Here is a 13253-nt window from a genome sequence, read left to right on the forward strand (position 1 = left end):
TGCACTTCAAGTGCAGTATGATGCACTCATGACGATCGATACTGCACTGCTTGCGAAGGCGATTGGCGAGCGCGTGAAGGATGAGCGCCTGAACCGACGGCTGACCCTTGATCAACTGGCGGAAGCGACGGGCGTGAGCCGCCGAATGATCGTCAACATCGAACAGGGTGCGACCAATGCGAGTGTGGGGACACTGCTGAAGATCAGCGATGCCCTGGGTGTGGGGCTGCCGGAGTTGGTGGCACCTCCCAACAGCGCTCCTGTGCTGGTCACCCGGAGCGGCGAAGGGGCTGCTTTATGGACGGGTGACCTCGGTGGCTCCGGGGTCCTGGTTGCGGGCACCCGCTCACCGGATGTCCTCGAGCTGTGGGACTGGACGCTCGAAGCGCAGGAACAGCACACCAGCGAGGCCCACGCGGCAGGAACGATGGAAGTCCTGCAGGTCCAGCAGGGATCGCTCACGGTCACCGTGGCCGGCGAGCCCGTCGCCCTGGGCGAGGGTGACGCATTGACCTTCGCCGGCGATGTGGACCACAGCTATGTGAACCACGGCGGGACCCCGACACGCTTCACGCTGGCCGTCTTCGAGCCCGGTGTCGGGTTGACCCAGAAGGACGGCACCCATGACTGAGCGACGGCGGCTTCAGGAATTCCTCGACGCGGCCCGCGTCGATACGGCGGTGTCCGCGCTGCGCCCCGACTATCGGGCACTGCTGATCGCCGTCGACGGGCTGGTTCCCGGCCCCGGTGACGCCGGGAGCGAGGCGTTGCTGCGCCGTGCAGAAGCGGTTGCAGGCACCTGGCTGGCGGAGCGACAGGTCACGGACCTCCCTCAGGTCGCATCATGGCGGGAGGCATACCAGGGCTTCGGCGCCAAGCCGAACCGCACCCGAAACAGCCTCGAGGCGCTCCTGCGGCGCACGCCTTCGGGCCTGCCGCGCGTGAACCGCCTGACGGACATCTACAACGCGGTCTCGGTGCTGCACCGGATCCCCCTCGGCGGCGAGGACCTCACCCGGTACCAGGGTTCCGCCGCCCTCATCCGCGCGACCGGGAACGAGATCTTCGACACCGCCAGCAACGGCGAGACGGTCATCGAGCATCCCGAGCCCGGAGAGGTTGTGTGGAGCGATGACGCCGGCGTGACGTGCCGCCGCTGGAACTGGCGGCAGGGACGGCGAACCCAGCTCACGGACTCCACAACATCGGCCCTGTTCATCCTGGATGCGCTGGCGCCTCTGACCGATGAGGCCCTGATCACTGCTGCGGATGACCTGTCCGATCACCTGAAGCGGCTTGGACCCGAGATCTCGATCGTCCGCCGCCTGATCACCGCCGACACGTCCGGCGCACCCGGCACTAGCAGCGCACACGGCCTGCCCAGCGAGAACGGTCGATCATGATCGGTTCACGGGCAGGAGTGTCCGTCCCGCCGTGGGGGCTGGCGGTCACCGCGATGGTGTCGGTGCAGCTCGGGTCCGCGCTGTCCGTGGATCTCATCGGACAGGTCGGCGCGGCAGGTACGGCCTGGCTCCGGCTGAGCATGGGCGCGGTGATCTTCCTGATCATCGCGCGACCGCCCCTGTCCAGGGTGCGCCGCCCCGACGTGCCCGTGCTCCTCGGGCTCGGGGTGACGACCGGGCTGGTGACCGTCGGGTTCCTGTCCGCACTCGAATACATTCCGCTGGGCACCGCAGTCGCGATCGAGTTCCTCGGTCCACTCACCGTCGCCGCCCTGCGGACCCACTCGGCCCGCGCTCTGGTCTGGCCAGGACTCGCCCTGTGCGGCGTCGCCCTCCTCACCGAGCCCTGGCACGGCGAGGTGAACCTGATCGGTGTCCTGTACGCGGCACTGGCCGCGATCGGATGGGGTATCTACATCATCCTCACCCAGCGGATCGGCGACCGGTTCACGGGCATATCCGCCCTGTCCCTGACCATCCCCGTCGCCGCCCTGACAGCTGCGGTCATCGGGGTCCCACAGGCAGTCGGTCACCTGGACTTCGGCGTCCTCGCAGCAGCTGCGGGCCTGGCCGTCCTGCTGCCGGTACTGCCCTTCGCGCTGGAGATGCTGGCCCTCCGACGCATGACAGCCACCGCCTTCGGAACGCTCATGTCGCTGGAACCCGCGATGGGACTCCTCCTCGGCCTGATCGTCCTTCACCAGCAACCCTCCCCCATCCAGCTCGCCGGGATCCTCCTGGTGGTCCTTGCCGGTGCCGCAGCCCAACGCGGCGGCCGCCGAACCCCGGACGCCGAACCAGCACGCAGCACGCCCGAGCTCGGCCCCACGCGCTAGGCACCTCCGGCACAGGACCTGCCCTGCGTCCGGTACATCATCACGCTGTCCCTCACTTCCCCACCCCCCACCCCCCACCCCCTGGGAGTCCACCCATGTTCACCGGGCTCAGCGCCTTCCCCCTCACACCCATTCACCACGACGCCGTGCACGAAGAATCCTTCATCCGCCTGGTCGAACGCCTTGCGGCAGCTCGGGTCGACTCGATCACGGCACTGGGATCAACCGGCTCGTACGCGTACCTCGATACCGATGAACGGCGCCGTGTCGCCCAACTCGCCGTCGCGCACGCTGCTGGCACCCCGGTCTTCGTCGGTATCGGAGCCCTGCGGACCTCCCATGTCCTGGCCAACGCAACCAACGCGGAGAACGCCGGCGCAGCCGGCCTGCTGCTGGCGCCGATGACCTACCAGCCGCTCACCCCCGATGACGTGTTCGAGCTCTTCCGGGCCGTCACCACACACTCGTCACTGCCCGTGATCGTGTACGACAACCCGGGAACCACTCATTTCACGTTCACCCCGGAGCTCTACGGGAGGATCGCCGCACTGCCTGGCATCGCATCGATCAAGATCCCCGCGGTACCCGCGGACCCCGAGCATGCACGGGAACGGGTCAGGAGCATCAGAGCCGTCATCCCCGATCACGTGAGCATCGGCGTGTCCGGAGACGCCGGCGCAGCTGCCGGCCTGGCCGCCGGATGCGACGCCTGGTACTCGGTCATCGGCGGGACCCTGCCGGTCATCGCCCGGACGATCACCCGGGCAGCCCAGGAGGGCCGGATGTCCGATGCCGCCACCGAATCCCGGCGGCTCACGCCCTTGTGGGATCTGTTCGCCGAGTGCGGGGGAAGCATCAGGGTCGTCGCCGCTATCGCTGAGCAGCTCGGGCTAGCGCCCGCCGCAAGCCTGCCGTTGCCTCTTCAGGGCCTGACCAAGGAGCAGCGTCACCGGGTCACCGAGGTCATCGATGAGCTCGGCCTCGACGAGTAGACACCCAGAAGTGCCACGCCGGGTACCGCGCGGGACAGGCCGACGACACCGTGCGCTGATTCGGTACGTGGTCGCCGCGACGCTGGTGCGCAGCGCCGACGGCGGCGCCGTCGTCGCCATCGTGCTCCTGGCGCATGATCTCGGGATGCCCGGCTGGATCGCGGGGCTCCTCGGGGCTTCGATCACCGCGCCTCACCTCCTCGGACCTTTCATTGCCCGCCGCCTGGACGCCGCCCGTGACGGGCGTGCGGTGATCGCGGTGTCCGCGGTCCTCCACGGCGTACTGCTGGGCGCCGCTGCGCTGCTCATGCCGGTCACCTGGGCACTCTGGCCCGCTGTCCTGCTCCTCGTCTCCGGGATGTTCGGGCCGATGCTCACCGGTGGCATCAGTAGCCGCCTGCCGTCCATCGCCGGGGCTGACCAGCACGCCCAGCGCAGGGCGCAAAGCTGGGATGTGGCGACCTATGGTTTCAGCGGCACACTCGGACCGGCCGCAGTGGCGTGGATCGCGGCGGCATCGCACCCCCTGACGGCAACCCTGGTCCTCGCCGCAGCAGCCGTCCTCGGCGCAGGAGCAGTGTTGGCGCTTCCCCGGCAGACCCCGCCGGACCCGGCGGTCGATGTCCCCTCACCTCTACGGACCCTGGCGGGTATCGTGCGATACGGTCCGCTCCGGCGCACCCTGGGCCTGACCGCCACCGTCGCTTTCTCGGTCGCAGCACTTCCGATCCACGCTGTCGCGATCGCCCCGGGGATGGGCGGCGCATCCACGGCCGGTGCACTGGTCGCCGGATACGGCGTGGGAAACCTGCTCGGATCAATAGGCCTGATGCTCCGACCGCTGCGCGGGGACGCCGACCGGCTGATGACCCTGCTGTCCGTCCTCGTCGCCGTCACCTTGGTACTCGTCGCTCTCGGGCAGGACCTCCCGACGTCACTTCTCGCTTTCGGTCTGGCCGGGATCGCCAACGCGCTGTTCTTCGCGGCGACACTCGCCGCGCGCAGCGAATATGCGCCCCGCGCGGCACGCGGGCAGGTTTTTGTCTGGGTCGGCGCCCTCAAGATCGCGGCAGGATCCGCCGGCACGGCCGCCGCCGGTACGATCACAGGTTCCGCCGGCTGGGCACCGCTCGTCCTGGCGGCAGCGCTCACCCTCCTGGCCGCCGGGTTCAGCACACGAGGACGAACGCGGGCACTCCCCCGATGATCCGGTTGGTTCGTCCCCGCACCGTCGCGGCACGAGCAGTCTTGATCACACTCGAGGAAGGCACCGGCGGGAGCTCCCTCCACCCCTGCCGGAGGACGACCCATCGGCACATCCGTGTAGCCGATCAGCCATCGCCAGCACCGAGCAGGTGGTCCATCCGCCCCAGGACCGGGCGGGTGGAGACCAGCTACTTCTCGGCCCGCAGTTCGTCCTTCTCGATGCCGAGGAGGAGTAGCTTCCCGCTTCGGCGATCGGCCAGGTAGTCGCGCATCTCCCGCTTGATGACGGGGAGCAGGAAGTACACGCCGAGCAGGTTCACGAAGGCGCAGACGAACAGCGCGGCGTCGGCGAAGCTGATGACCTGGCTGAAGGTCAGCACGCACCCGGCCACCGTGAAGAACAGGAAGATGACCTTGTAGGTCAGCTCCGCCACCTTGCCACGACCGAAGAGGTACTCCCAGGCCTTGAGTCCGTAGTAGACCACGTGATGAGAGTCGAGTAGGCGAACAGGACGACGGCGACGGCCAGGACGATGGGGAACCATGGCAGGACCGTCGCGAATGCGTCCGACGTGAGGATGACGCCATCGGGCGTGTCCCCGCCACCCTGGACCTGATCGATGCCCGCCTGCAGGCTCGGGGCACCGGCGATCACGATCGCGAGGGCGGTCATGGTGCAGATCAGCACGGTGTCCACGAGCGGCTCGTAGAGGGCCACGAAGCCCTCGCTGACCGGACGGCGGGTCTTGACCGCGGAGTGGGCGATGGCTGCCGAGCCGACGCCGGCCTCGTTGGAGAAGGACGCACGCTGGAAGCCGACGATCAGGACGCCGAGGATGCCGCCCGCGATGCCCTGCGGGTTGAATGCGCCGCCGATGATGGCACCGAACGCAGCGGGCACCTGCTCGATGTTCACGATGATGACGAAGAGGCAGGCCAGGACGTAGATGCCACCCATGGCCGGGACGAGCCGGGACGTCGTGGCGCCGATCGACTTGATGCCGCCGAGGATGACGATCGCCACGAAGAACGCGAGCACGACACCGAAGATGAGGGCGGCACCGGCGCTCCCGAGGAACCCGTCCTCGCCACCGGTGACGTTCTGCACCTGGGCGAAGGTCTGGTTGGCCTGGAACATGTTGCCGCCTGCCAGACCGAAGATGAGGATGGCGACGGCGAAGACGCCGGTCAGGATCTTCGCCGGGATGCGGCCCAGCTTCCGGAACGCGATGGGCAGGTACTTGAAGGGACCACCGCTGACGCTGCCGTCCTCGTGGACCTCCCGGTACTTCACGCCGAGCGTGCACTCGGCGAACTTCGTAGCCATGCCGATCAGCCCCGCGCAGATCATCCAGAACGTGGCTCCCGGGCCGCCGAGGGCCATCGCTGCGCCGACACCTGCGATATTGCCGAGGCCGACGGTTCCGGAGAGTGCCGAGGTGAGCGCCTGGAAGTGCGGGACCTCGCCCGGATCGTCCTTGGAGGAGTAGCGTCCGCGAACCACTTCGTAGCCGACCTTCAGGCCGCGGAACTGGGGAACGCTGCGTCGAATGTCATCCGTCAACGAAACCCTGCCTGAAGCGGGAGCGCAATGACAATCGGTCCTGAACCGGAAAATATTCCGATCGTGACGTCCGTGAGTGCGACGAGGCGGAGGAAACCGATTCCCCTCCTCACCCCGGCAGGTGGCCGGCCGCCCGCGCACAGCCCGCACCTGTCCCGACGACGAGCCCCTTTACAGGTAACCGCGAACTTACCTATTATGATCGCGTGACGGATATCTACCGGGCGCTGGCCGACGAGACGCGGCGGGCGCTCCTGGATGAACTCCTGGGCCGGGAGAAGCAGACCCTCTTCGAGCTGTGTTCGAAGCTCGCCATGAACCACGGCATCACCCCGTCACGCCAGGCGGTGGCACAACACCTCGACATCCTGGAGGCGGCCGGGCTCGTGCACTCCGAACGCAGTGGTCGTTACCGGTTCCACGCCATCGACACCTCGCCACTGGCCGGGATCCTCGACCGCTGGCCGCCCCGGAAGGCAGAATCATGAAACTCGAAGCAGTCAGCATCTTCGTCGACGACCAGCAGCGGGCCCTCGACTTCTACACCCAGCACCTCGGCTTCGCCGTGTCCGCGGACATCCCCATGGGCGAGCACCGCTGGCTCACCGTGATCGATCCCGATCGCCCCGACGGCACGCAGATCTCCCTCGAGCCCAAAGGCCACCCTGCCGCAGGGCCTTTCGCCGACGCGCTGGCCGCCGACGGCATCCCGTTCTGCGTCCTCGGGGTCGCGGACGTGCACGCCGAGTACGACAGGCTGACGGCCCTCGGTGTCACCTTCACGCAGCCGCCGACCATGATGGGCCCTGTTATCGTGGCAGTCCTCGACGACACCGTCGGCAACCTGCTGCAGCTCGCACAACCCACCGGCTGACACGGCAGCCAGGAAGGGCGAGGCACGTGCGCCGCTACTGCTTCCCGTACTTCCGGTGCACGGCCTGCTTGCTCACCCCGAGGCACTGCGCGATCGCCTCCCAGGACAAGCCGGCCTGACGTGCACCACGCACGAGCCCGGCCTCGGCCCGGCCCACCTCGCGGTGCAGTTCGGCGATCGCCTGCAGGGATTCTACCGGCCCTTTCCCATCCATCGAGCCAACGAGTGTCTTCATCCGCTCCACCTCCATGCGTCAACATTAGTTGACGCAGGGAGGTCACCGCAAGAGCTCTCCGATCTGCAGCGCCGGGCGCTACCAGGAATGCGGCGCAGGCCTGCGGGTGCTCGGGAGCGCGTTGTTGAGCCGCCATTCGTGGATCCACTCGGGCAGCACCAGGCCCTCGGGCGGCGCACCGAATGCGGTGACGATCTCCTCGTTGCTCACCGGCCCGGACCCGGAGACCAGGCGTGTGGCGATGAAGGCCCGGGCGTAGATCTCGCCGTCGGCCACTGCCCGCTGCTCGAAGTAGATGGCTCGCTCATCGAGTCCGATGATGCGCGTCTCGATCGCGTAGAGCTGGCCGAGCTGGAGGGACTTACGGAAGCTGATGGTCTCGCCGGCGGCAACCGGACTCCACCTCCTGCGGCGCATCTGCGCCCACACGCCGCTGCGCACCATGAGATCGAAGCGCCCGAGGTCGAAGACGGAGAAGTACATGCCGTTGTTCATGTGCATCGCGATGTCGATGTCCGTCGGAAGGACGCGCAGGGTCACGCTGCTGGAATCCCAGATGCCGAGGGCAGGCCGCCTGCGCGACAGGAGCAGTTGCAGCATCGTGCGGAAGATCAGGTGCATGGCAGCAATATTACTCACCAGTAACATGGGCGACCTCCAGTCGCTCCCCCCTAGACTCGGTGGATGGAGCAGCCCTCACCGCACGCCCTTCCGTTCGGCCGGTACAGGGAACTGCTGGACCAGGAGTACCGCACCCTCTCGAACCTCGTCGGGCCCGCGCTCGACCGCCCGGTGCCGGCCTGCCCGGGCTGGACCGGTGAGGATCTGGTACGCCACACCGCGATCGTCTTCCTGCAGAAGGCGGAGACGATCCGGACGGGCGTGAGGCCGAGCCACGGCTGGCCACCCGTCAGTGTGGGGAGCTTCCCTCCGCAGGCACTCCTCGCCCACTGCTACGCCAGCCTGATCGAGCAGTTCGATGCGCATGAGCCCGGCGACCGCGTCGAGACCTGGGTCCCGGAGGACCAGACGGTCGGATTCTGGATCCGGCGCCTCACCCATGAGACCGCGATCCACCGCTTCGACCTCGAGGACACGGTCGCGGGCGGCACCACGCCCCTGGACGCCAAGCTGGTACTGGACGGCATCGACGAGGTCCTGACGGTGATGCTGGGGCGCGGACACCCCGATCCGTCGGCCTCGGGGGCGGTGGTACGACTCGAGGCGGGGGGCCACTCCTGGGACATCCGACTCGACCGGCGGCGGGCCGTCGTCGAGCGTGACATCGCCGCGGACGGCCAGGCGACCCTCCGGAGTACGGCGGAACCGCTCCTCCTCTGGCTGTGGGGACGTGCACCCGGGCCAGGACCCGCAGCCATCGAGGGACCCGCGGCCGAACTGCGGGCCCGACTGGCCGCCGCCCTGTAACCGGAATAATTCCTCCGGATAATTGCTTGTCGCCTGCAGGAAGCAACCAGCACAAGGAGCACCATGGCCATCAGCACACAGATCCAGCTCGTCCGGCGCCCGGTCGGCAGTCCCACCGAGGAGGACTTCGCCACCGTGACGGCGGAACTGCCCGCACTCGGTGCGGGTGAGGTACGGGTCCGCAACGACTACGTGTCCGTCGATCCCTACATGCGCGGGCGCATGAACGACTCCCGGTCCTATGTCCCGCCCTTCGGACTCGGCGAGACGATGACCGGTGGCGCGGTGGGCAGGGTGGTCGAATCCGCCTCCGACGCGATGCCCGTGGGCACCGCCGTGCTCCACAGCTACGGCTGGCGCGACCTCGCACAGGGCCCCGCGGCGCACTTCTCGCCCCTGCCGGAGACGGACCTGCCCCTATCGGTCTTCCTCGGTGCGGCCGGCATGACGGGTCTCACCGCCTACGCCGGACTCAAGCGCGTCGCAGGGCTCGGGGAGGGCGACGTCGTCTTCATCTCCGGAGCGGCCGGCGCCGTCGGCTCGATCGCAGGGCAGGTGGCACGGAAGCTCGGCGCATCGCGCGTCATCGGCTCGGCGGGGTCCGCCGAGAAAGTGGCCCTGCTCAAGAGCCGGTACGGATATGACGAGGCATTCAACTACAAGGACGCGCCGGTGCGGCAGCAGCTGCGCCAGGTCACACCCGACGGCATCGACGTGTACTTCGACAACGTCGGCGGCGACCACCTCGAGGCGGCGCTTGACCGCCTGAACACCGGTGGGCGCGCCGCGCTGTGCGGCGCGATCTCGCAGTACAACGCCACGCAGCGGACGCCGGGACCGGACAACATGGCGAACCTCGTCACGCGGTCCCTCAAGCTCGAGGGCTTCATCGTCGGCCGGCACCAGGACCTGCAGGCCGAGTTCGTCCAGCAGATGACCGGATGGCTGTCGGACGGCAGCGTGGTCTTCGACGAGACCGTGGTGGACGGCATCGGGAACTCCGTGCGGGCTTTTCTCGACATGATGAACGGCGCCAACACCGGCAAGATGCTCGTCCGCGTCTGACAGCACGGGCCTCGCAGCGCTCGGACGGCGGGACGGCGACGACGATGGGACGGACCAGGTGACTGCCGGCTCGGTCGGCGCGATGGTGGAGCGCGTCCTGCTCCGCCCATCCGCGCGGTACCCGTCGCAGCCCACGGCCGCTTCCCGCCGGTCGAGCCGGCAGCGTGCGGGCTAGGCGGTGCCGCCGTCCCGCAGGCTCGCTTCGAGCCTGCGGCGCTGGTCCGCGGGCAGCAGCGCCCGGTACTGGGGGAACTCGGTGAGGAACGCGCGGACCCGCGGGCAGTAGGGGACGACGGCGATGCGCCGCTTGTGCGCGTTCAGCAGGACCTCCCGGACGAGTGCCGGCTCCACGTCGACGGCGTCGAAACGCGGGTCGACGACGGCCTGGATCAGCACCGCGTGTGAGCCCTTCATCTCGTACTTCACGTGGCCCACCATGGTCCCGTCGCTGAAGAGCTCGAACCGCGAGAACAGCGCGTTGTCACGGAAGCCGCTGCGCGCCCTGACCGGGGCGGTGCGGGCCTCGGCCTGCACCTCCCGCCGCTCGATCTCCTCGACCAGCAGCTCGTACCGGTGCAGGGCTTCCATGGGCGGGAAATCGCGGTCGAGCAGGCGGTAGGCCTGGTTGCACAGGACCCGCAGCTGCCGGGTGGACACGACCGTGAGATCGTCGGGAAACTCCGACTCCTCGACCCGGGGAGTCGGACTGGGGGAAATCCTCGGGAACGCACCCCACGCGGACTGCTCCGGCTCGGCAGCCTGGACGGACTGCGGATGGGGATCGACAAAAAGGGAAGTTTCCATGATCAGCTCCACGATGGTGGTTCGATGGCCCGCTGCTAGGCCCTGCCAGAGACTATAGGCCCATTCTTTCGGGATGTGAAATTAAGTACCCTTACTACTTCTCCCCGGAACAGGTCGCCGCCGCACGGCCGGCCTTGAACCGATCTTGAGGATTCCTCCGGCCTACCTTGATCCGTTCGAGACCGAAACGAAATCATTCCCCTGCCCTCCGAGGTCGGGGACCGCGTGTTGACGACGCCGAGGCCGTCGGTGGAGGCTGGGACCGACACCACCCCTCGAGCAGGAGCTCCACCATGGCACTCGCCCCCACCGTCCAGCTGCGCGGCGGCGCGCACCTCCCCCTCCTCGGACTCGGCACCTGGCCGCTCAACGACGACGAGGCGGCGGAGACCGTCAGCCTCGCGATCGACACCGGATACCGGCTCATCGACACGGCGGAGAACTACCGCAACGAGAAGGGCGTGGGTGAGGGCATCCGCCGCTCGGGCGTCGCCCGCGACGAGCTGTTCATCACCACCAAGTTCAACCGCGAGCACCACAGCAAGGACGGCGTCCGACGGGCGTTCGAGGCGAGCACCGCACTGCTGGGCCTCGACTACGTGGACCTGCTGCTCGTCCACTGGCCGAACCCCGACCAGGGTCGCCATGTCGAGGCAGTGCAGGGCATCGCGGCGCTGATGGAGCAGGGACTCGTACGGGCCGTCGGGACGTCCAACTACAAGCCGGCACACCTGCAGCAGGTTCTCGACGCCGGGATCGTGCCCGACGTGAACCAGATCCAGCTCGACCCCCAGCGGCCCCGCATCGAGGAACGCGCGTTCCACAACGAGCACGGCATCGTGACCGAGTCCTGGAGCCCGCTCGGCCCGGGCAGCGGACTGCTGGACGACGCCGGCGTCGTCGCGATCGCGGAGGCGCACGGCAGGACCCCCGCACAGGTGGTGCTGCGCTGGCACGTCCAGCAGGGCATGGTCGCCATCCCGAAATCGTCCAACCCGGAACGGCTCGCGCAGAATCTCGCCGTCTTCGACTTCGAACTGTCGGGAGAGGAATTGGCCCGCATCTACAGGCTCGACACCGGCGAGGCCGAAATCGTCGATTCGGACACCTTCGGCCACTGAGCCGGGGTCGCCCGTTCTCCTTGACACCGGCCCCGGTCGCCGGGAAAGTAATAAGCACGCTTAGTTCTTCGTGCCGACCGGACCTGCCGATCTGCGCGGGAGCATCGACCGGAAGGAAGATCAGCATGGCGGACCAACCCGGAAATCAGACCCCGAACACCCCCGAGGTCAGTGAGACCGAACTACGCGGGATGACGGTGGACGAGCTCCGCAAGGAGGCCAAGGAGGAGGGACTGCCGGGCACCTCCTGGATGCGGAAGGACGAACTCGTCGATGCGGTGGCCTCGGCCCGGCAGGATTCCACGGACGGCCCGTCCGGAGCCGGCGGCGACCGGTCCCGTTCCGAGGAGGAGGACACCTCCGCGGAGGTGGGTGCCGGCCCGGACGGCGGCCGGATCCGCACGGGATCCGAGACCTCGAAATCGCTGAAGTACTCGCAGGAGATCACCTCGCCCGACGAGGACCCCGAGCGGGAGGGCCGCAGCCTGGCGACGACACACCACGAGGTCATCAAGCAGTGGGCCGAGGCGCGGGACGCCCGTCCGGCGACCGTCGACGGGACGGAACACGGTGACCACCTCGGCGTCCTCCGCTTCGATTTCAACGAGGACACCGACAAGCTGCGCCACGTGAGCTGGGAGGAGTGGTTCCGGACATTCGACGAGCGCCGGCTGAACTTCATCTACCAGGAGCAGCGCAAGGACGGGAAGCAGTCGAACTTCTTCATCCTCGAGAGTCCCGACCGCGAGGACGCCTGACGCACCATCCGGGCCGGGCCGGTCCGCAGGGAAGGGTGACCAGGCATATCCTTGGCCTGGTGCCCTTCCCGCCGCGCATTTCGATGCCCTGAATCGGCGGACACCTCCCACCACCGAGAGGACCCCGCTTGCTCGAGATCGCCGTGATCCTGGCCGCCGGCTTCTGGGCCGGCATGATCAACGTCGTCGTCGGCTCCGGCACCCTGGTCACCTTTCCCACCCTCCTGCTCTTCGGCTACCCTCCGATCGTCGCGAACATCTCCAACAACATCGGCCTGGTGGGCGGCGGCCTGTCCGGATCGTGGGGCTACCGCCGCGAGATCGCCGCGAACAAGCGCCTGCTCCTGCGACTCCTGCCCCTCTCCGTCCTCGGCGGGCTCGGCGGGGCGCTCCTGCTGCTCGTCCTGCCGGCACAGGCCTTCCAGGCGATCGTGCCCGCCCTCATCATCATCGGACTGGTCATGGTGGCGCTGGCCCCCCGGGTGCAGCGCGCCGCCGCGGCCAAGGCCGCCGAGAGTGCGCCGGACGCGGCGCCGTCCCGCCGTCGTTCCCTGCTCCTCCTCGCGGGGATCGGTGTCCTCGGCCTGTACGGGGGCTATTTCGGTGCGGCGCAGGGCATCCTGATCGTCGGCCTGATGAGCATGGTGACCATTGAGAGCCTGCAGCGCATCAACGCCATCAAGAACGTCCTGACCACCGCCGTCAACAGCGTGGCCGCCGTGACGTTCATGGCCTTCGCCTGGGAGTCGATCAACTGGTCGCTGGTGCTCCTCATCGCCGTCGGCGCCACCCTCGGCGGCTTCCTCGGCGCCCGCGTGGGCCGCAGGCTCTCCCCGCTCGCGCTGCGGGCGACCATCCTCGTTCTCGGGACCGCCGCCCTGATCCGCATCGTCTTCTTCGGCTGACA

At 68.3% G+C, this 13253-nt stretch carries 15 protein-coding genes and 1 pseudogene; 12 read left to right on the forward strand and 4 right to left on the reverse strand.

What is annotated here, in order from left to right; genetic code table 11:
* Positions 1-28: 28 nt before the first annotated feature.
* From ACX80L_RS03490 to ACX80L_RS03510, 5 genes are all read left to right on the forward strand, one after another.
* Positions 29-631 (forward strand): helix-turn-helix domain-containing protein, encoded by a 603-nt coding sequence (locus ACX80L_RS03490; protein ID WP_133081422.1) that lies wholly within the window; start codon positions 29-31, stop codon positions 629-631.
* A complete protein-coding gene (locus ACX80L_RS03495) occupies positions 624-1403 on the forward strand; it encodes a phenylalanine--tRNA ligase beta subunit-related protein (protein WP_133081423.1) in 780 nt (259 codons plus the stop codon). Before ACX80L_RS03490 ends, ACX80L_RS03495 begins: the two co-directional genes overlap by 8 nt.
* The gene (locus tag ACX80L_RS03500) at positions 1400-2299 is read left to right on the forward strand and encodes an EamA family transporter (protein ID WP_459287682.1); all 900 of its coding nucleotides are present in this window, start codon (positions 1400-1402) and stop codon (positions 2297-2299) included. Before ACX80L_RS03495 ends, ACX80L_RS03500 begins: the two co-directional genes overlap by 4 nt.
* Before the next feature lie 95 nt (positions 2300-2394).
* A complete protein-coding gene (locus ACX80L_RS03505) occupies positions 2395-3291 on the forward strand; it encodes a dihydrodipicolinate synthase family protein (RefSeq protein ID WP_459267935.1) in 897 nt (298 codons plus the stop codon).
* A 67-nt stretch (positions 3292-3358) separates the two neighbouring features.
* Positions 3359-4498: an MFS transporter gene (locus ACX80L_RS03510; RefSeq protein WP_459287684.1), complete on the forward strand. Its 1140-nt coding sequence runs from the start codon at positions 3359-3361 to the stop codon at positions 4496-4498.
* A 187-nt stretch (positions 4499-4685) separates the two neighbouring features.
* Here the strand turns inward: ACX80L_RS03510 and ACX80L_RS03515 are convergent.
* Positions 4686-6031: pseudogene (locus ACX80L_RS03515) on the reverse strand (alanine/glycine:cation symporter family protein); the annotation flags it as partial.
* Positions 6032-6267: 236 nt separating this feature from the next.
* Between ACX80L_RS03515 and ACX80L_RS03520 the strand changes: the two are divergent.
* Both ACX80L_RS03520 and ACX80L_RS03525 read left to right on the forward strand, forming a co-directional pair.
* On the forward strand, positions 6268-6549 hold the full coding sequence (locus ACX80L_RS03520; protein ID WP_459287686.1) for an ArsR/SmtB family transcription factor: 282 nt from the start codon (positions 6268-6270) through the stop codon (positions 6547-6549).
* Complete coding sequence (locus ACX80L_RS03525) at positions 6546-6935, forward strand: VOC family protein (RefSeq protein ID WP_459287688.1); 390 nt, start codon at positions 6546-6548, stop codon at positions 6933-6935. Before ACX80L_RS03520 ends, ACX80L_RS03525 begins: the two co-directional genes overlap by 4 nt.
* 34 nt (positions 6936-6969) lie before the next feature.
* Here the strand turns inward: ACX80L_RS03525 and ACX80L_RS03530 are convergent, their stop codons facing one another.
* On the reverse strand, positions 6970-7185 hold the full coding sequence (locus ACX80L_RS03530) for an AsnC family protein (RefSeq protein ID WP_459287690.1): 216 nt from the start codon (positions 7183-7185) through the stop codon (positions 6970-6972).
* Between the two features lie 63 nt (positions 7186-7248).
* Entirely contained in the window at positions 7249-7791 is a 543-nt protein-coding gene (locus tag ACX80L_RS03535) for an acyl-CoA thioesterase (RefSeq protein WP_459287692.1), read from the reverse strand.
* A gap of 63 nt (positions 7792-7854) precedes the next feature.
* Here ACX80L_RS03535 and ACX80L_RS03540 point away from each other — a divergent pair, with 63 nt between their 5' ends.
* On the forward strand, positions 7855-8598 hold the full coding sequence (locus ACX80L_RS03540) for a maleylpyruvate isomerase family mycothiol-dependent enzyme (protein ID WP_208739079.1): 744 nt from the start codon (positions 7855-7857) through the stop codon (positions 8596-8598).
* A gap of 63 nt (positions 8599-8661) precedes the next feature.
* Positions 8662-9663 (forward strand): NADP-dependent oxidoreductase, encoded by a 1002-nt coding sequence (locus ACX80L_RS03545; RefSeq protein WP_459287694.1) that lies wholly within the window; start codon positions 8662-8664, stop codon positions 9661-9663.
* Between the two features lie 171 nt (positions 9664-9834).
* Here the strand turns inward: ACX80L_RS03545 and ACX80L_RS03550 are convergent, their stop codons facing one another.
* Positions 9835-10467 carry a GNAT family N-acetyltransferase gene (locus ACX80L_RS03550; protein ID WP_459267929.1) on the reverse strand — a complete coding sequence of 211 codons (633 nt, stop codon included), beginning with the start codon at positions 10465-10467 and terminating at the stop codon, positions 9835-9837.
* A gap of 293 nt (positions 10468-10760) precedes the next feature.
* On the opposite strand from ACX80L_RS03550, the gene ACX80L_RS03555 reads away from it, so the two are divergent.
* The 3 genes from ACX80L_RS03555 to ACX80L_RS03565 all read left to right on the forward strand — a co-directional run bounded on the left by ACX80L_RS03555 (position 10761) and on the right by ACX80L_RS03565 (position 13251).
* Positions 10761-11588, forward strand: a complete 828-nt coding sequence (locus ACX80L_RS03555; protein ID WP_459287696.1) for an aldo/keto reductase — start codon at positions 10761-10763, stop codon at positions 11586-11588.
* 125 nt (positions 11589-11713) lie between these two features.
* Entirely contained in the window at positions 11714-12346 is a 633-nt protein-coding gene (locus ACX80L_RS03560) for a Rho termination factor N-terminal domain-containing protein (RefSeq protein ID WP_459287698.1), read from the forward strand.
* 128 nt (positions 12347-12474) lie between these two features.
* A complete protein-coding gene (locus ACX80L_RS03565) occupies positions 12475-13251 on the forward strand; it encodes a sulfite exporter TauE/SafE family protein (protein ID WP_459287700.1) in 777 nt (258 codons plus the stop codon).
* Positions 13252-13253 lie beyond the last annotated feature (2 nt).

Source organism: Arthrobacter sp. MDT1-48-3 (assembly GCF_054511015.1).